The 17,803-nt window shown below is 44.9% G+C and carries 17 protein-coding genes; 15 read left to right on the top strand and 2 right to left on the bottom strand.

Annotated elements, in window-relative coordinates:
- The first annotated feature begins 68 nt into the window (after window positions 1–68).
- The 9 genes from NHH16_RS01265 (at window position 69) to pepI (ending at window position 8,025) form a co-directional block, all read left to right on the top strand.
- On the top strand, window positions 69–959 hold the full coding sequence (locus NHH16_RS01265; RefSeq protein WP_262067782.1) for a substrate-binding domain-containing protein: 891 nt from the start codon (window positions 69–71) through the stop codon (window positions 957–959).
- Between the two features lie 134 nt (window positions 960–1,093).
- Window positions 1,094–1,966 carry a substrate-binding domain-containing protein gene (locus NHH16_RS01260; protein ID WP_262067781.1) on the top strand — a complete coding sequence of 291 codons (873 nt, stop codon included), beginning with the start codon at window positions 1,094–1,096 and terminating at the stop codon, window positions 1,964–1,966.
- Window positions 1,963–2,838 carry a phosphate ABC transporter permease subunit PstC gene (gene pstC / locus NHH16_RS01255; protein WP_262067780.1) on the top strand — a complete coding sequence of 292 codons (876 nt, stop codon included), beginning with the start codon at window positions 1,963–1,965 and terminating at the stop codon, window positions 2,836–2,838. The genes NHH16_RS01260 and pstC overlap by 4 nt, the downstream gene beginning before the upstream one ends.
- Window positions 2,831–3,664, top strand: coding sequence for a phosphate ABC transporter permease PstA (gene pstA, locus NHH16_RS01250; RefSeq protein WP_262067779.1), 834 nt, complete (start codon window positions 2,831–2,833; stop codon window positions 3,662–3,664). Before pstC ends, pstA begins: the two co-directional genes overlap by 8 nt.
- A 12-nt stretch (window positions 3,665–3,676) precedes the next feature.
- Window positions 3,677–4,441, top strand: coding sequence for a phosphate ABC transporter ATP-binding protein PstB (gene pstB / locus NHH16_RS01245; protein ID WP_262067778.1), 765 nt, complete (start codon window positions 3,677–3,679; stop codon window positions 4,439–4,441).
- Between the two features lies 1 nt (window position 4,442).
- Window positions 4,443–5,099 carry a phosphate signaling complex protein PhoU gene (gene phoU / locus NHH16_RS01240; RefSeq protein ID WP_262067777.1) on the top strand — a complete coding sequence of 219 codons (657 nt, stop codon included), beginning with the start codon at window positions 4,443–4,445 and terminating at the stop codon, window positions 5,097–5,099.
- Window positions 5,100–5,771 (top strand): response regulator, encoded by a 672-nt coding sequence (locus NHH16_RS01235; protein ID WP_262067776.1) that lies wholly within the window; start codon window positions 5,100–5,102, stop codon window positions 5,769–5,771.
- Window positions 5,772–5,780: 9 nt separating this feature from the next.
- The gene (locus NHH16_RS01230; protein WP_262067775.1) at window positions 5,781–7,103 is read left to right on the top strand and encodes a sensor histidine kinase; all 1,323 of its coding nucleotides are present in this window, start codon (window positions 5,781–5,783) and stop codon (window positions 7,101–7,103) included.
- A 37-nt stretch (window positions 7,104–7,140) separates the two neighbouring features.
- Window positions 7,141–8,025: a proline iminopeptidase gene (pepI, locus tag NHH16_RS01225; protein ID WP_262067774.1), complete on the top strand. Its 885-nt coding sequence runs from the start codon at window positions 7,141–7,143 to the stop codon at window positions 8,023–8,025.
- A gap of 81 nt (window positions 8,026–8,106) precedes the next feature.
- Here the strand turns inward: pepI and NHH16_RS01220 are convergent, their stop codons facing one another.
- Window positions 8,107–9,570 carry a carbon starvation CstA family protein gene (locus NHH16_RS01220; RefSeq protein WP_262067773.1) on the bottom strand — a complete coding sequence of 488 codons (1,464 nt, stop codon included), beginning with the start codon at window positions 9,568–9,570 and terminating at the stop codon, window positions 8,107–8,109.
- 108 nt (window positions 9,571–9,678) lie between these two features.
- Between NHH16_RS01220 and NHH16_RS01215 the strand changes: the two genes are divergently transcribed.
- A complete protein-coding gene (locus NHH16_RS01215; RefSeq protein ID WP_262067772.1) occupies window positions 9,679–10,239 on the top strand; it encodes a cyclase family protein in 561 nt (186 codons plus the stop codon).
- Window positions 10,240–10,259: 20 nt separating this feature from the next.
- Here the strand turns inward: NHH16_RS01215 and NHH16_RS01210 are convergent, their stop codons facing one another.
- Entirely contained in the window at window positions 10,260–12,380 is a 2,121-nt protein-coding gene (locus tag NHH16_RS01210; protein ID WP_262067771.1) for a PTS sugar transporter subunit IIC/EAL domain-containing protein, read from the bottom strand.
- Window positions 12,381–12,525: 145 nt separating this feature from the next.
- On the opposite strand from NHH16_RS01210, the gene NHH16_RS01205 reads away from it, so the two are divergent.
- The 5 genes from NHH16_RS01205 (at window position 12,526) to NHH16_RS01185 (ending at window position 17,798) form a co-directional block, all read left to right on the top strand.
- Window positions 12,526–13,737, top strand: a complete 1,212-nt coding sequence (locus NHH16_RS01205; protein WP_262067770.1) for an FprA family A-type flavoprotein — start codon at window positions 12,526–12,528, stop codon at window positions 13,735–13,737.
- Complete coding sequence (glnA, locus tag NHH16_RS01200; protein WP_262067769.1) at window positions 13,738–15,069, top strand: type I glutamate--ammonia ligase; 1,332 nt, start codon at window positions 13,738–13,740, stop codon at window positions 15,067–15,069.
- Window positions 15,070–15,103: 34 nt separating this feature from the next.
- The gene (locus NHH16_RS01195) at window positions 15,104–15,652 is read left to right on the top strand and encodes an ANTAR domain-containing response regulator (protein WP_262067768.1); all 549 of its coding nucleotides are present in this window, start codon (window positions 15,104–15,106) and stop codon (window positions 15,650–15,652) included.
- Between the two features lie 21 nt (window positions 15,653–15,673).
- Complete coding sequence (locus NHH16_RS01190; RefSeq protein WP_262067767.1) at window positions 15,674–16,888, top strand: LL-diaminopimelate aminotransferase; 1,215 nt, start codon at window positions 15,674–15,676, stop codon at window positions 16,886–16,888.
- Window positions 16,889–17,108: 220 nt separating this feature from the next.
- Window positions 17,109–17,798 carry a response regulator transcription factor gene (locus tag NHH16_RS01185; RefSeq protein WP_262067766.1) on the top strand — a complete coding sequence of 230 codons (690 nt, stop codon included), beginning with the start codon at window positions 17,109–17,111 and terminating at the stop codon, window positions 17,796–17,798.
- The last annotated feature ends 5 nt before the right edge of the window (window positions 17,799–17,803 follow it).

The raw sequence follows: 17,803 nt of genomic DNA, 5'->3' as shown, positions 1-17,803 counted from the left end.
TAGCTTTACAATCATCCTCTAAGATAAGCTTTGTAAAAAGTTGAATTTTAGAGGAGGACTTAAACGAAATGAAAAGAAGAATTGTAGTAAGTTTGTTAGTGGCCGCAATTGCTGCTGTGAATTTGACAGGCTGCCAAAAATCGGTGCAGGCTGGTAGTGACGGAGCAGAAGTCCTTTCTGGGGATATTACCGTTATTTCTAGAGAGGAGGGGTCTGGCACGCGCGGCGCTTTTGTAGAGCTTATCGGTATCGAAGAGAAGATTGATGGTGAAAAGGTGGACCAAACCACCCCGGATGCTCAGATCACTAATTCCACTTCGGTAATGATGACCACCGTTGCTGAGGATGAGAACGCTCTTGGTTATATCTCCCTAGGCTCTCTCAATGACACGGTTAAAGCCATTAAGGTAGACGGCGCCGCAGCCACCGAGGAGAATATCAAGAAGGGCACGTATAAAGTAGCACGTCCGTTTAATGTAGTGAGAAAAGAAGGGAATAAGAACGCCGTTGTAGATGATTTTATCGACTTTATTTACAGCGAAGACGGCCAGGCGCTGGTGAGTGATAACGGTTATATCCCTACCTTGGAAAGTGTCGTTTTTGAAAGTGCTAAGCCGAAGGGGAAGGCGGTAATCGGCGGTTCTTCGTCCGTCTCGCCGTTAATGGAAAAGCTAATCGAAGCGTATCAGACTATCAATCCCCAGGCTTCGCTCGAACTTCAAACAACGGATTCGACGACGGGGGTAAGTAGTACTTTAGATGGTAGTTATGACTTAGGAATGGCTTCTCGGGAGATTAAGGCAGAAGAGATAAATAAAGGGGCGATACCTTTAGCTATCGCTACCGATGGCATCGCCGTGATTGTCAATAAACGCAATTCCCTTGAAGATATTACCAGTACCGACCTTAGGGCTATTTACGTAGGGGAGATACTTGCTTGGGATGAAATAGTTAGATAAGAAGAAAGAGGTATTTGCCCGGAGCAAATACCTCTTTCTTTACATAGATTTAACAGAAAGCTGGCGGTAGACTTTACATAGACTTAATACAATTATCTCATCAGACAGCGGTTAAGCATTTGGGAGATATGATTATGTGTAGAAAATGTAAAGTTTTAATTCTTTGGCTTGTCCTCGTTCTAATCCTTAGTGGTTGTGGACACGAGGAAGTGTGGAATCCCGATAACGATATTACCATTGTGGCCAGAGAAGATGGTTCGGGGACGAGAGGCGCGTTTACAGAACTGTTTGCCCTAGAACAAGAAGAAGGTGGCAAGCTCCTTGATATGACTACCTTAGAAGCGCAGATCACTAATTCCACCGCGGTTACTATCGGTACGGTGGCAGAAGACGAGTACGCGATTGGCTATATCTCTTACGGTTCTCTTAATCAGTCGGTAAAGGCACTGGCGATTGACGGTGCCAAGATTAGCGAAGAGACCATCAAAAGTGGGGACTATCAGATTGCGAGACCTTTTAATATCGTTACAAAGACGTATAAAGAAAGTTCAGAGGTTGCCGATTTTATCCATTTTATCAAAAGCCGTCAAGGACAAAAGGTGGTAAGTGAGGCTGGTTTTGTCTCCTTAGAGGCAGATGCGGATTATAAAAGTTCAGGACTTTCGGGGAAACTCGTGGTAGGCGGTTCCTCTTCTGTTAGTCCGGTAATGGAGAAGTTAATAGAAGCGTATCAGCAGGCGAACCCCCAGATGGAAGTGGAGATGCAAAGTACAGACTCGACGACAGGGGTTACGGCGACGCTAGAAGGTGGTTATGATATCGGCATGATTTCCCGGGATCTTAAGCCTTCAGAAGGCAGCCGCGGCCTACAGGCGACGGTGATTGCCGTTGATGGCATCGCCATTATCGTCAATAAATTAAACGACTTAGACGCTCTTACTAGCGCCGAAGTGCAAAAGATATATCTAGGAGAAGCGATGACTTGGGAGGCGGTGACACAGCGATGAAGTTAAATAAGTTTAAAGAATATTTTATGCAAGGGGTGTTTTTCTTAGCAGCCTGTGTTTCCATTCTAGCGGTTGCCATCATTTGCTACTTCCTCTTTGAAGGCGGCTTACCGGCGATTCTCAAGATTGGTCCTCTAAAGTTCTTAGGAGGTCAGGTATGGCGACCAAATAACGATATGTACGGGATCTTCCCAATGATTGTGGGAAGCCTTTACGTAACAGCAGGTGCTCTTCTCTTTGGTGTGCCTATTGGAATCTTGACCTCTGTCTTTATGGCGATGTATTGCCCAAAGGTTCTCTACCGGCCACTAAAGACCGCTATCGAGCTACTAGCAGGCATTCCTTCTGTGGTCTACGGTTTCTTTGGCCTAGTGGTATTAGTACCGGCGATTCGCAGTATCGGCCGCACGCTAGGGCTTGGCGGCAATGGCAACAGTATTTTGACCGCTTCGTTATTACTGGGAATGATGATTCTGCCAACGATTATCGGAGTTACCGAATCCGCCATTCGGGCAGTGCCTTCTTACTATTATGAAGGTGCGTTAGCTCTTGGTGCTACCCATGAGCGGGCGATTTTTCGCACCGTGTTACCGGCGGCAAAGTCAGGGGTGGTGGCTGGTGTGGTCCTAGGCGTGGGCCGAGCGATTGGGGAGACGATGGCGGTCATCATGGTAGCTGGTAATCAGCCTCGCTTACCAAACGGTCTCCTCCGGGGCATCCGAACTTTGACGGCTAATATCGTCTTAGAGATGGGCTACGCGACGGATTTACACCGGGAAGCGCTGATTGCCACAGGCGTGGTGCTTTTCGTCTTTATTTTACTAATTAATGTGAGTGTGTCATTGCTTAACAGGAGGGATAAAAATGCTTAAAAAATACAAAGGTCATCCCGGTTCGCTAGTGGTGATGCTATTAGTGGTAGGAGCAGCCTTGATCACGTTTACCGTCCTTCTATTTCTGGTGGCGTACGTCTTGATAAAGGGAGTACCGCATTTGCGACCGTCCTTATTTTCCCTGTATTACACTTCGGAAAATGTTTCGCTGATGCCGGCTCTAATCAACACCGTATTAATGACGCTCTTATCGCTAGTGATTGCGGTACCAATTGGAGTGTTTAGCGCCATCTTTCTGGTAGAATACGCCAAAAAGGGCAATCGCTTCATCGGCCTTATTCGCCTAACCACCGAGACGTTAACGGGAATTCCTTCTATTATCTACGGTCTCTTTGGAATGCTATTTTTCGTCACTACCTGTGGCTTTGGCTTTTCCTTATTAGCAGGAGCCCTAACCTTAGCGATTATGATTCTTCCTTTAGTTATGAAGACGACCGAGGAAGCGTTAAAATCGGTGCCGGACTCCTTTCGAGAAGGAAGCTTTGGCTTAGGCGCAGGGAAGCTACGAACGGTCTTTAAGGTAGTCCTCCCCTCGGCTATTCCCGGAATTTTGGCCGGTATCATCTTAGCCACTGGGCGGATCGTGGGAGAGACAGCAGCCCTTATTTACACCGCCGGGACGGTTGCCAAGGTACCGACTTCGGTGATGGAGTCAGGGCGTACCCTAGCCGTGCATATGTATAATTTATCCAGCGAAGGCTTACATATGGATCAAGCCTACGCGACCGCGGTGGTACTGCTAGCTTTAGTCTTAGGTATCAACACGCTGTCAGGATTCGTTGCCAAAAAACTTACGAAAGTATAAGCGAGGACAAACATGGAAAAAAACGAAACACCGAAAGTTGGTGTCAACAATCTAAATTTATATTATGACGACTTTCACGCCCTTAAAAATATCAATATGAAGATTGAGGAAAAGAAGATAACCGCCTTTATCGGTCCCTCCGGCTGTGGTAAATCCACCCTCTTAAAGTCTATTAACCGGATGAACGATCTAGTAGAAGGCTGTCGCATCCAGGGAGAGATTTATTTGGACGGCGAAAGTATTTTTAAAGGGATGGATGTGAACCTGTTGCGCAAAAGAGTCGGCATGGTCTTTCAAAAGCCTAACCCGTTCCCGATGAGCATCTACGATAACGTGGCGTATGGACCGCGGACCCACGGAATCAAAAGTAAGGCTAAGCTGGATGAGATTGTGGAAAAATCCCTAAGAGCAGCGGCTATTTGGGAGGAGACGAAGGATCGTCTTAAAAAAAGTGCCTTAGGGATGTCAGGGGGGCAGCAGCAGCGTCTGTGTATCGCTAGAGCCCTAGCAATTGCCCCTGAAGTGCTGCTAATGGATGAGCCCACTTCGGCTCTTGATCCTATCTCCACCAGCAAAATCGAGGACCTTGCGATGGAACTTAAAAAAGACTATACTATAGTCATGGTTACCCATAACATGCAGCAAGCCGCCAGAATATCAGATAATACCGCCTTTTTTCTAATGGGTGAGGTTATTGAATATAATGATACAGAGAAGCTATTTTCGATTCCGTCAGACAAACGAACGGAGGACTACATTACAGGGAGGTTTGGTTAATATGCGTAAGGGTTTAGACAGACAATTAGAAGAACTAAAGACACAGCTTACACAGATGGGAGAGCTGTGTGAAGTAGCGATAAATAAAGCCACCAAAGCCATTAAAAATGGGGACGTGGAACAGGCGAAGAAAATCCGCAAGGCCGACCAGGCCATTGATAGCATGGAAAAGGATATTGAGGCTTTGTGTATGAAGATGCTTTTAGAGCAGCAACCGGTTGCTCGGGATTTGCGTCAAGTTTCTGCAGCGCTTAAGATGATTACCGATATGGAGCGGATTGGCGATCAAACCTCCGATATTGCGGAAATCGTTATCTCGGAGAATTTTTCCGGCGAAGTACCGGTTCCTGTAGAGAGCTTGACCGAGATGGCAGTTGCCGCTAGTCAAATGGTAAAAGATAGCGTAAAGGCCTATGTAAATCAAGATATCGCTTTGTCACGGCAGGTAATTGAAGCCGATGATGTGGTGGATCGACTCTTTTTGGAAAATAAAAAGCAATTGATTAAATACCTATCAAAGGATAAAGGCAAGCACGGCGAGCGCGCTCTTGACCTGGTAATGGTGGCGAAGTACTTAGAGCGGATTGCCGACCACGCGACGAATATCGCCGAATGGGTGGAATATTCCATTACCGGCATCAGAAAAGAGGGAAACTAGATGATTTTTTGTGTAGAAGATGACAGCAACATCCGTGACCTTGTGGTCTACACTCTAGAAACCACCGGTTTTACCGCCAAAGGTTTTGAAAACGGACGGGACTTTTTAAGTACCCTAGCCTTTGAAACACCGGAGCTGGTGCTCCTAGATATTATGCTCCCAGGAGATGACGGAATTACGCTTTTAAAGAAGCTTAAGAGTTCGGCAAAGACGAAGGAAATTCCAGTGATTATGATTACGGCGAAGTCGACGGAATACGATAAAGTTATCGGCCTAGACCTAGGTGCAGATGATTACGTAACGAAGCCCTTTGGCATGATGGAGCTGATATCGCGAATTAAGGCGGTCCTGCGCCGGAGCAATAAAGATGCAGCGAAAGAGAAAGTATTAGAAGCAGGTGACCTGATTATGGATCACAAGAAGCGCGAAGTGACTGCTGGCGGCCAGGTGGTGCCCTTAACCCTTAAAGAGTACGAGCTGTTACACCGTTTGCTAAGCCATCCCAATATCGTCCTGACAAGAGATCAACTCTTAGAGGATATCTGGGGCTATGACTTTGACGGCGAGACTAGAACCATCGATGTGCACATCAGAACCCTGCGACAAAAACTTGGCAATTACGCCTCGCTAATCGAAACGATTCGCGGCGTGGGCTATCGCATCAGCAAGTAGGAGACCAGTATGAAATTACAGAAGAAAATCGGACGAAGTATGTTGCTGATGATTATCCTTACCTTGGTAGTCAGCTATCTGGCAACGACGATTATCGTCTATCGACAGACTATAGATATTGTGGAAAATGAATTGGAACAAGAGGCCGACTATATGATTGCCGCCATGGAGATGGCTGGCGAGGATTACTTGGCTCAGATCGATGCCGTTCGGCGCCCCACGAGGGTGACTTTGATTGACGAAAACGGAACGGTTCTTTATGATTATAATGAAGCGGCACTACAGGAAAATCACAAAAGCCGTCCCGAAGTTATCAGCGCCATGAAGACTGGCGAAGGGCGAGATATCAGGCGCTCTAGCACCCTTAATAAGGATATGGTTTACTACGCTAAGGAATTAAAAGATGGCCGTATTTTCCGGGTTTCGAAAAGTGTAGATACGGCATTTATTCTTTCCCTGCGCGTTCTCCCTTATATCGGTATTATCGTGCTCATAATGGCGTTAATCGCCTGGCGACTTTCCAAGCGCCAAGTAGCGAAGATTATTGAACCGATTAACAAAATGGATGTTGAAAATCCTCTTCACAATGAGATATACGAAGAGCTGACGCCACTTCTCGTAAATATGGACGAGCAGATCCGGGAGAAAGAATTAGTGGCGAAAATGCGCCGAGAGTTTACCGCTAATGTATCTCATGAGCTAAAGACGCCACTTACATCTATTTCCGGCTATGCGGAGATTATGAAAGACGGCATTGTTAGACCAGAAGATATGCAGAATTTTTCTGAGCGTATTTATAAGGAAGCCAGCAGTCTGATTTCCCTAATCGATGATGTAATCAAGCTCTCACGCCTTGATGAAGAGCGGGTAGTAAAAACCGAGCCGGTGGATCTCTTTCAGCTTTCCCATGGGGTAATCACTAGGCTGACACCACTGGCGAAGAAGAGTAAGGTACGCCTAGAGCTTACCGGTGAGCCGGTAGAAATTATGGGAGATTATCGAATTCTTGATGAAATGATTACCAATTTGGTGGAAAATGGTATAAAATATAACCGTGAAGGTGGAAGCGTAGCAGTTTGGGTCGGAAAAACCCTACAAGGAGTTAGAATTTCCGTTTCCGACACCGGCATCGGCATCCCCAAAGACCAACATGAGCGTATCTTTGAACGCTTTTACCGAGTGGATAAAAGCCACTCAAAAGAAGTGCCGGGCACAGGTCTTGGCTTATCTATTGTCAAGCACGGAGCCGCTCTCCATAAGATGGGGATTTTCGTAGAAAGCGAAGAAGGCAAGGGCACGACGATTATACTGGGGACAGAATACTTCAAATAATGAAGTATTAATATAAATGTCAAGGAGGAAGTAACAAATGAAGATTCAAGAAGGTTTTATGCCCTTTGGGGAATTCAAAACGTATTACCGCGTTGTGGGCGAAAAAACTGGAAACAAGAAACCCCTATTATTACTCCACGGAGGACCAGGGTCTACTCACAATTATTTTGAAGTGTTAGACCGCTTAGCTGAGGAAGATGGCCGCCAGATCGTTATGTACGACCAAATCGGTTGTGGCGAGTCCTTCATCGAAGGCCATCCGGAGCTCTTTACTCCAGAATCTTGGGCAAAAGAGTTGATTGAGATGAGAAAGCATTTAGGTCTTGATGAGGTTCACATCTTAGGCCAGTCTTGGGGTGGTATGCTTTTACTAGATCACGTGTGTAACTATGACCACGATGGTGTAAAAAGCGTCATCTTATCCAGTACCCTACCAGCGTCATGGATGTGGGGTGAAGAACAGCACCGCTTGATTAAGTATCTGCCAGAGGATTACCAAGAGGCGATTGCTAAAGCAACATCCACAGGTGACTACAGCGATCCGCTATATCAAGCAGCTGAAGCTGAATATATGCGTCGTCACGCTGCAGGAGCCGTTACTGAGGATTCACCGGAATGCTTACGTCGCCCTGTTAAAAAAGGCGGCGAGGCTTACGTAGTAGGCTGGGGCCAGAATGAATTTACCCCAACGGGAACGTTAAAAGACTTCGATGTAACCGCTCAATTAAAAGACATCAAAGAACCAACCCTCGTTATCGATGGTGGCGATGATCTTTGTACGCCATATATTGCTAAGTATATGTATGACCGTATTCCGGGAGCAGAGTGGGAATTATTCAGAACTTGTCGTCATATGTGCTTTGTAGAAGACAACGATAGATATGTGGAACTGATGAAAGAATGGTTAAATAAACACGATTAATACCATCGGGGACACACTTTTTTCAAATTTCAAATGGGGAGGTCGTTTTTTTAAAAAAACGACCTCCCCATTTACCAATTATTATCTTGATAATTTTAGTGGTACATCTTCAAGGTGTTTTCCCTTTAGGGCAGGAATTAAGGCTCTAAAGAGATAAATTAAAGCGAAGAGAACGGCAACAGCTATGCCAACGGGATAAGCGATGCCAGTACCTAAGCGTAGTCCTTCATCAGCATAGATGATATACGTGATGCTTACTGCTGACATAAAGGTGGCAGGAATGGCTGCCATAAGCCCTGATAACGGTTTCTTGGTATACAGGGTTAAGTAAGTTGCGCCGGCCCAAAGTGCCATCATGGCTAGAGTTTGGTTTGACCAAGAGAAATAACGCCAGACAACTTGATAGTCAATCAGTGAAATCAGATAACCAACGGCGAGTAAAGGGAAGGTCAAGGCTAGACGTTTGACCTTATTACTTTGATCGATTTTAAACCAGTCCGCAATTGTTAAACGTGCACTTCTAAATGCGGTATCACCAGAAGTGATAGGGCAGGCAATTACGCCGATCATAGCTAGAACGCCACCTACTGGTCCTAGAAGACCGATAGACATCTCATAGACGGTTGTGGAGTTACCACCACCCATAGCTAAAAGTCCTGTCATAAGTCCGCCCTCTGTTTGGTAAAAGGCGCAGCCGGCAGCGGCCCAGATCAGAGCGATAATTCCTTCCGCAATCATGGCGCCGTAGAATACTCGACGACCTTGTTTCTCGCTAGATAGAGTACGCGCAATCATTGGTGACTGAGTAGCGTGAAAGCCAGAAATAGCTCCACAAGCAACAGTAATAAACATCAGTGGCCAAATGGGTTTACCTTCTGGATGGAGGTTAGCTAAAGTGATTTCCATCATTGGTCTGGTACCGTTATTAAAGATAGTCGCACCACCAATACCAAGAGCCATGACAATTAGTGCAATACCAAAGACAGGATATAGTTTACCGATTATCTTATCAATTGGTAATAGAGTTGCCAAGAAGTAGTAAATCAAGATGACAACCGTCCAGAAGGTCACGTTTAAGACATCTGGGGTCAGTAGGGCGATGAGTCCAGCCGGTCCAACCATAAAGACAGTACCGACCATCACTAGAAGGACTACAGAGAAAACGCGCATAACTTGCTTCATGGCAGGTCCTAGGTATTTGCCTACAATTTCGGAGATACTAGCGCCGTCATTACGGATAGAAAGCATACCCGATAAGTAGTCGTGAACGGCACCGGCGAAGATGGAGCCAAAGACAATCCATAGGAAGACAGAAGGTCCCCAAATGGCACCGGATAAAGCACCAAAGATAGGTCCAAGGCCGGCGATGTTAAGAAGTTGCACCAAAAAGGCGCGCCAAGGTTTCATCTCCACATAGTCCACACCATCAGGGTGCTCGACAACGGGTGTTTTACGGTCATCAGGATGGAATACTTTTTCCACAATTTTACCGTAGATGAGATACCCAACAATAAGTGCCGCAAGGCACAAAAAAAATGATATCATAGCTATTATTCTCCTTTAGAATTATTTTAATATCAGCCACAGTATAGCACTTTATTCGGAAAGAGCCAGCTTTTGGCGAAAATTCTACAAATAGGAAAGGAATTGTGTATGAAAATTTTTGATATTACTAAAAATTTGTTCAATTTGCCAGTATATCCTGGAGATCCGGAACCGAAATACTCAATTGTAAAGGATATGAAACAGGGCGACGAGTATAATCTTACCTACGTCTGCCTTTGTCCTCACAATAGCACTCACGTGGACGCCCCGAAGCATTTCATAAATAACGGCGAGACCATTGAGAGTGTAAGTTTAGAAGATTACTTAGGGAAATGTCAGGTGGTTATCGCAGAGGGAGAGGTTGATAAAGAGCGGGTGCAAAGCCTAGTAAGCGATGGCACCAAACGACTATTATTAAAGGGAAAAGCGACTCTTACCATAAGTGGTGCACATGAACTAGTTAAAAGAGGGGTGGTGCTCGTAGGCATAGAATCGGGTTCGATTGGTGATACGGCCATTCACCGAACGCTTTTAAAAGCCCAGATGGCTATTTTAGAAAACGCGGACTTAAATCTAGTAGAAGCTGGTGAATACACGCTAGTTGCCCTACCGCTAAAATGGGAGGGGATAGAGGCTTCGCCGGTACGCGCAATATTGATTGCTGAATAAACAAGAGAAAAGCCGATTCTTTACGAATCGGCTTTTCTCTTGTTTGCTGAAAAAATCGTGAGATAATCTAAGAGCTCATTAATCGGTAGGGGACGGCTAAAATAGTATCCTTGATAAACGTAGCAGCCAAGCTCCTCTAAAAGATCGCGCACGTCCTTCGTCTCCACAAATTCAGCGATGATCCGGAAGTCAAGGGTGCGGGCGAGTTGGACGATACTAGCGACAATCTCTTGGGAGCGCGGGTTATCCACTAGTTGAGTCACGAGAGAACCGTCTAATTTCACTTCGTCGAAGCTTTGTTCTTGTAGTCTTAAGATGGAACTATGCCCCATTCCGAAATCATCGATACTAAATTCGTTTCCTTGCTTTTGCATATCTTTAATAACATTAAGCTGTTCTTCACCGGCGGTCATAACCGTTCGTTCAGTAAATTCAAGTACCGGATGGATACCGACTTCCTTCGCGTTTAACATTAGGTGGTTAGCATGAGCTAAAAAGGCTTGACTCTCCATATGTTCGGGAGAAATATTAAGGGAAATGTAGACTTCTTGCCCCATTTTCTCCACCATCTTGGCCCCGTCTTGATTGGCTTTTCCCATTAAATAAAAGGTAAGCTCATCCAAAAATCCTGATTCACTAGCAAGAGCCACAAGGAGGGGCGGCGCGATATAGCCAAAGCTTGGATGTTTCCACCGCAATAATCCTTCGACGCCGTGTAAGGTGCCCGTGTTGGTTATCTGAGGCTGATAGAAAAGCACCGGTTCGCCCTTCATTAAGCCAACTCGCAAATCTTCTGCCAGAGTTTTGGCATAGTAACTGTATTTATAAGTATTAGATAGAAGCTTTAGAGCGCTATTGTTAGCTTCGCTGTCAAAGACGTCTTGCTCTAGTTTTTTAACAATATCCTTATACGAATCCACCTGAGCGTTTTCTGTAATCTTGATAAAAGGAATGTAGATGGCAATTCCGATAACAAGGTTAAATAGCTGTAAGAGAGCGCCGCTAAAGGATTTGGTACTCATATAGCCACTGAGAATAAGGGGAACCGTCCAGCCTACCGCTTCGGTAGGAATTGGAACCAGACCCGTTACCATCGCCACATAGGAGGTTAAGGTTAACACCACCGGCGTCAGCACAAAAGGTATAAACATAGTCGGTGAAAAGACAATCGGAAAGCCAAAAATCGGAATCTCGCTGATATTAAATAGGGTAGTGGATAGGGAAAATACCCCCAAGCGTCGATTGTGATTTTTTTTCGAAACTAATAATAAGGCGATTACGAAGGCCAGTGCCGTCCCGCAGCCCCCGAGAAAGACGAAGGAATCAAGAAAAATCCGGTTAAAGATTTCCGTAGGCGCCTTGCCAGCGGCAATCAGCGCTTCGTTAATCTCAAAACTCGGTCCAAATAAGTCGATGGCCACCGCCTCTAACGTATTCGTGCCGTGAATTCCAAAGAACCAAAGAATATGCACCAAGACCACGTAGAGGATTACTCCTGGTAGGGTAGCACCGATATTTCTGAAGACCCGGACAAAGATGTAGGAACCAAAGTTATTCACGTTAGCATCGCCCGTTAAGTTTCGGAGAATAAAACCAAGTAAAGCCAAGGTGCAGATAATTGCCAGTAGCGGCAGAATATAAGTGATGGCTAGGTTGTAGTAGTAACCGGCACCGGTAGAGTATAGGGGGAAGTTCTTTATTCGACGCTTTTCAAAGAAATGAAAATATTTGCAGGCGATAATCGTAACTACCATCGCTGTAAAAATCCAAGTGGCATTGAAAATAGAAGATTCATAATCGGTCAGTCCGCCACAAAAAGCCATAAAAGAAATCAGCGAAAAGACCGGATAGAGGAAGTAAAGTTCTGAACCGATCATTTGTCCATAGGAGACACTGATAGTTAAAATCAAAAGCAAAGCTAAAGAATCTAACGTTACGCTATAGACGGTTATTAAAAATTGAGAGATGATGCCATCAAAGAAACTTTCCTTAATAAAAGTCTGAAAAGCATCAATAGGAAAATTATTAATTAATAGTGCGAAAGAACCAATAATAAGAAATGGAATAGTTAACGTGAGTCCTCGCTGGATCGCGCCACTAAGTACCCCCCCGGTTACTTTCTGAGATAGTTTTAGTCGCATGTCACACTCCTTGTTTGCCTGAGATAAGTTTAACTGTAAAGTATCTAAAAGTCAACGCTACCACCTATTAAATAAGGTTTACAGAAATTAATAATATGTTTATAATTACAAAGTACGACAACTTACATATAGAAGGAGGATCAGCATGCAAATTACTAGAAAAATCAGCGATGATATAGTATATGTGGGGGTAGGAGATAAACGGTTAGCTCGTTTTGAGAACCTGTTTCCCTTGCCAAGTGGCGTCACGTACAATTCATATCTGATTTTAGATGATAAGGTTGCGCTTATGGATACCGCGGACAGCGATGTTACCGATCAGTTTATCGATAATATTGAGACCGCTTTAGAGGGGAGAACCATCGATTACCTTGTAGTACATCATATGGAGCCCGACCACGGTGCCAATATTAAGCGTTTATTAGATCGGTATCCGCAGATGAAAGTAGTAGGGAATACCAAAATCGAGACGATGATTCATCAGTTCTTTGATGTGGATCTAACAGATAGAATGGTGATAGTAAAAGAAGGCGATAGCTTGCCTCTTGGAAAGCATGAACTTACCTTTGTGATGGCCCCGATGGTCCATTGGCCAGAAGTGATGGTTTCCTATGATAAGACCACGAAGACCTTGTTTTCTGCCGATGCCTTTGGCACCTTTGGCGACTTAGATGGTGCCCTTTTTAATGACGAGGTAGATTTTCCGGAGGATTACCTAGACGAAGCTAGAAGGTACTACGCCAATATTGTGGGCAAGTACGGAATGCAGACTCAGGCCTTGCTAAAAAAAGCCGCCGGTCTTGAAATCGAGATGATTGCTCCTCTTCACGGTCCCGTTTGGCGTAGTAACCTTGAGTACTTTATCGATAAGTACCAAACTTGGAGTAGCTACGAGCCAGAGGAAAAAGGCGTACTAATCCTGGTGGGTTCGATTTACGGACACACACACAGAGCGGCCGATAAGCTAGCCGCGGCCCTTAAAGAGGAGGGTGTAAGTAAGGTGAAAATGTATGATGTGTCCAAGACCGATGTTTCGTACTTAATTTCAGAAATATTCAAATATTCTCACGTAGTCCTTGCTTGTGCTACTTATAATAACGGGATTTTTCCGAAGATGGCGGACTTCATCCACGATTGCCAGGCTCTGTGCGTACAAAATCGTCAGGTGGCGATCGTTGAAAATGGGAGCTGGGCTCCGGCCAGCGGTAAGCTCATCCGTGAAGAACTAGCAAAGATGAAGAAGATGGAAGTCTTAGAGCCCCAAGTAACCATTAAGTCATCGCTTAAAAAGGAGCAGGAAGAAGAACTCTGCCAACTGGCTAAGGTATTTGCACAGTCACTGAAAGAAGGAGAGTAGATGAGAAATTATACCAGAGAAGAAATAATGGAACTAGTGGAGGAAGAGGATGTAGGCTTTATTAGGCTACAGTTTACGGATATCTTCGGCAATATGAAAAACATGGCCATTCCAGTAAACCAACTGCCAAAGGCTCTAGATAACCGGATTGTGTTTGATGGTTCCTCCATCGACGGCTATGCCCGGATGGAAGAGTCGGATATGTATTTGTATCCCGATTTAAACACCTTTGAAATCTTCCCCTGGCGCCCCCAACAGGGAAAGGTTGCCCGCTTTATCTGCAATGTATATAAAACCGACGGCACCCCATACTCCCAAGATCCGAGGCAGGTCTTAGCAAAAGCGATTGCGGAGGCCAAGGAGCTGGGTCTAAGTTTTCGTGTTCGTCCAGAGTGTGAGTTTTTCCTTTTTCACACAGATGAAAATGGGATGGCTACTACCACAACCCACGAAAGAGCTAGCTATTTTGATGTAGGGCCTTTAGATATGGGAGAAAATGCCAGACGGGATATCGTCCTTACCCTAGAAGAGATGGATATTGCCGTTAAGTCTTCCCATCACGAACATGCGCCAGGGCAGCACGAGATTGACATGGAGTTTGCCGAAGCCTCTTGTATGGCGGATGATTTAATGACCTTTAAAACGGTGGTTAAGACGATTGCCAAAAGACATGGTCTTCATGCCTCCTTTATGCCTAAGCCGTTAAGCAGCGTCCACGGTTCAGGAATGCATCTTAATATGTATATGAGAAGAGACGACAAGAATATCTTTACTGATCAAGGCGATGCCTATGGTCTAAGTAAAGAAGCGTATTACTTTATCGCGGGGATTATGAAGCATATCAAGGCCATTACCTTTATTACCAATCCCCTAGTGAATTCATATAAGCGGTTAGTTACGGGCTATGAAGCTCCTAGCCACATCGCTTGGTCACCGATAAATAAGACTCAGCTAATCAGGATTCCTTCCATTCGCGGGGAGAGTACGAGAATTGAGCTGACTAGCCCCGATCCGGCCGCCAATCCGTATCTAGCCTTAGCGGTGTGTTTAAAGGCAGGACTTCAAGGGATTAAAGATAGGCAGCTACCCCCTAGTGCCATCGACCAAACAATTGCTAAAATGTCGGCAGCAGAAGTGGCCACAGCGCAAGTGGAAGCTCTGCCGAGGACCCTTTTAGAAGCCGCGGGGGCTTTTGAAGAGGATGAATTTATCCGTAGCGTGGTCGGCGAAGAACTAGCCCGAAAGTTAATAAAGGCTAAAAAAGCAGAGTATCTTGACTATGCGGAAAAAGTCAGTACCTGGGAAATCGAACAATACCTACACCGAATCTAGCAACTAGAAACGGCTAAGAGAGGAGGCGAAGGTCTTGTTCGGAGTAATTGTTGTTTTTCCCAACAAAGATAATGGGATTAATATACGTAACCTATTAACCAAAAATGGAATCGAAGTACTAGGCGTATGCACTACTGGTGCGCAGGCGCTACAACTTACAGAGACCCTGGAGAGAGGCGTGGTCATCAGTGGCTATCGCCTAGCGGATATGATGGTCCTCGAGTTGCGGGACTATTTGCCTAAGGACTTAAATATGCTTTTGATTACTGCGCCGGAGAATTTAGCGGGCGTAGCCAGTGAAAATATTATTGGTCTGCCGATGCCCCTTAAAGGGTACGAGCTCATCAATACGGTGGGCATGTTAATCAACGATTATGCGGTCTACCGAAAGAAAAAACGTAAACAAAAGAAGATGCTCACAGAGGAAGAGAAGGCAATCGTCGCCCAGGCGAAAGAGCTTCTGATTGGCCGCAACCAAATGACAGAGGAAGAGGCCCACAGATTCTTGCAAAAATCCAGTATGGACAAAGGCCAGCGCCTGGTGGATACAGCCTTAGAAGTGATTAGTATTAGAGACGAGTAAAGACGAGAAAGGACGATTAGAATGTTTAAAATTAATGAGGATTATTTGAAATTACCGGGAAGCTATTTGTTTTCCACCATTGCGAAAAAGATCAACGCTTATCAGGAGGAAAATCCAGAGAAAGCGCTTATCCGCTTGGGTATTGGCGACGTGACGCAACCTTTGGCACCAGCCATTATCGAAGCTCTTCACGGAGCGGTAGAGGAGATGGGAAATGCATCTACCTTTCATGGCTACGCTCCAGATCTTGGCTACGAGTTTTTAAGAAGTGCGATGGCTCAAAACGATTATCAGGTTCGCGGCTGTGATATTAAAGCGGATGAAATCTTTATTTCCGACGGCGCTAAGGGCGATTCCGGTAATATTCAGGAAATCTTTGCCAAGAATAATAAGATTGCAGTATGTGATCCTGTATACCCAGTATATGTAGATACGAATGTTATGGCTGGGCGCACAGGCACCTATGACCCTCAGACAGAAAAGTGGAGTGATGTCATCTACATGCCTTGTACCAAGGCCACTAACTTTGCGCCTGAGCTACCAAAAGAGGTGCCGGATATTATCTATCTATGCTTTCCGAATAACCCGACGGGCTCAACCATTACGAAAGCTGAGCTACAGAAATGGGTAGACTACGCCAATGAACACAAAGCGGTGATTATCTACGATGCGGCCTATGAAGCCTATATTACCGAGGCGGATGTACCGCATACCATCTTTGAATGTGAAGGTGCACGGACCTGTGCCATCGAACTGCGTAGCTTTTCCAAGAATGCCGGCTTTACCGGTGTGCGCCTAGGGGCAGCAGTCATTCCTAAAGATATCAAATCAGGGGACACTACGTTGCACTCTCTGTGGGCTAGAAGACACGGAACGAAGTATAACGGAGCTCCTTACATTGTACAAAAGGCCGGCGAGGCAGTCTATTCACCGACAGGAAAAGTTCAGCTAAAGGAGCAAGTAGCGTATTATATGAATAATGCAAAAGTGATCTACAACGGCCTTAAGGAAGCTGGCTACACCGTTTCCGGTGGTGTAAATGCACCTTATATCTGGCTGGAGACACCAAAGGGGATGACTAGCTGGGATTTCTTTGATTTCCTTCTGGAAAAAGCCAATGTAGTAGGTACCCCAGGATCAGGCTTTGGTCCAAGCGGGGAAGGGTACTTCCGCTTGACGGCTTTTGGCACCTACGAGAATACCGTAGCGGCTATTGACCGAATTAAAAAAGCGTAATACCATAGCAAAAAACAGCGCCTCGACGTAAAGAGGCGTTTTTTTTTGCGAAAAATTTTACAAAAAATGGGAATGGTCTTGGTAAAAAGACACGAAAAAGACACAAAGTAAACAAAACGAACAAACATGATTAAGATGTGTTTGTGTATGGAAAGCGGCTTTGCTAAGATAGAAATGTGTCAATAATGCGGAATTGCGCTATTAGGGGAGGGAAAAGCCAATGAAAATGAAAAAGCGAATTTTACTAGTAGAGGACAATGAATACTATGCGAAAAATTTACAAAAGGAATTAGAAGATAAAGGTTTTGAAGTGACGTATATCGCGAGCCCAGTAGATGCAGTTGCTCAGTACGTTAAAGAGCCTTATGATATTGTCGTTTCCGATTACCGGATGAAGGAAATGGATGGGATTAAAATGTTTTCGATTTTAAAAGGTATTAATCCAGCGGTAAAAAGTATTATCTTAACGGCATTTCCAGAGGAAGACATTGAAATACAGGCGTTAGAAGTGAATGTGGATCAATACTTAAGCAAAGATAAAAGCTTTCATGTGACGATAAAGTATATTGAAGATTTGCTAAATAAAGAGATTATTCAGAAGGGAGATTCTGGGTATAAGCTGATCTCTAAAGAGGATAATCTGATAATTGATACCGGCAAGCGTCAAGTGTATAAGAATGACGTACCGGTGGAGGTTACGAAGAAGGAGTATGAGCTACTGGTATTGTTTTTAGAAAATAGGGGGATTGCTCTTAGTCGTGAAATGATAGCTGATAAGCTCTGGACAAAGGAGATTGAGAAGGTAGAATTGCGAGTGATTGATGGACATATTAAGCGACTTCGAGCCAAACTGGGAATCTATAGTATCTCTTCTGTTAGAGGCTACGGTTATAAATGGAAAGGACTTTAGAGAGG

Source organism: Ohessyouella blattaphilus (genome assembly GCF_024721265.1).
In the GTDB taxonomy this organism is placed as follows: Bacteria; Bacillota; Clostridia; order Lachnospirales; family Lachnospiraceae; genus Aequitasia; species Aequitasia blattaphilus_A.
The sequence above is the reverse complement of the archived record's forward strand: the minus strand, read 5'-3'. Positions and strand labels throughout refer to the sequence as shown.

Coding starts and splice junctions, on each gene's coding strand:
- NHH16_RS01230 (WP_262067775.1), top strand. CDS start 5,781: ATGAAATTACAGAAGAAAATCGGACGAAGTATGTTGCTGATGATTATC.
- pepI (WP_262067774.1), top strand. CDS start 7,141: ATGAAGATTCAAGAAGGTTTTATGCCCTTTGGGGAATTCAAAACGTAT.
- NHH16_RS01185 (WP_262067766.1), top strand. CDS start 17,109: ATGAAAATGAAAAAGCGAATTTTACTAGTAGAGGACAATGAATACTAT.
- NHH16_RS01235 (WP_262067776.1), top strand. CDS start 5,100: ATGATTTTTTGTGTAGAAGATGACAGCAACATCCGTGACCTTGTGGTC.
- NHH16_RS01265 (WP_262067782.1), top strand. CDS start 69: ATGAAAAGAAGAATTGTAGTAAGTTTGTTAGTGGCCGCAATTGCTGCT.
- NHH16_RS01260 (WP_262067781.1), top strand. CDS start 1,094: ATGTGTAGAAAATGTAAAGTTTTAATTCTTTGGCTTGTCCTCGTTCTA.
- NHH16_RS01205 (WP_262067770.1), top strand. CDS start 12,526: ATGCAAATTACTAGAAAAATCAGCGATGATATAGTATATGTGGGGGTA.
- pstA (WP_262067779.1), top strand. CDS start 2,831: ATGCTTAAAAAATACAAAGGTCATCCCGGTTCGCTAGTGGTGATGCTA.
- NHH16_RS01210 (WP_262067771.1), bottom strand. CDS start 12,380: ATGCGACTAAAACTATCTCAGAAAGTAACCGGGGGGGTACTTAGTGGC.
- NHH16_RS01215 (WP_262067772.1), top strand. CDS start 9,679: ATGAAAATTTTTGATATTACTAAAAATTTGTTCAATTTGCCAGTATAT.
- phoU (WP_262067777.1), top strand. CDS start 4,443: ATGCGTAAGGGTTTAGACAGACAATTAGAAGAACTAAAGACACAGCTT.
- NHH16_RS01190 (WP_262067767.1), top strand. CDS start 15,674: ATGTTTAAAATTAATGAGGATTATTTGAAATTACCGGGAAGCTATTTG.
- pstC (WP_262067780.1), top strand. CDS start 1,963: ATGAAGTTAAATAAGTTTAAAGAATATTTTATGCAAGGGGTGTTTTTC.
- glnA (WP_262067769.1), top strand. CDS start 13,738: ATGAGAAATTATACCAGAGAAGAAATAATGGAACTAGTGGAGGAAGAG.
- pstB (WP_262067778.1), top strand. CDS start 3,677: ATGGAAAAAAACGAAACACCGAAAGTTGGTGTCAACAATCTAAATTTA.
- NHH16_RS01220 (WP_262067773.1), bottom strand. CDS start 9,570: ATGATATCATTTTTTTTGTGCCTTGCGGCACTTATTGTTGGGTATCTC.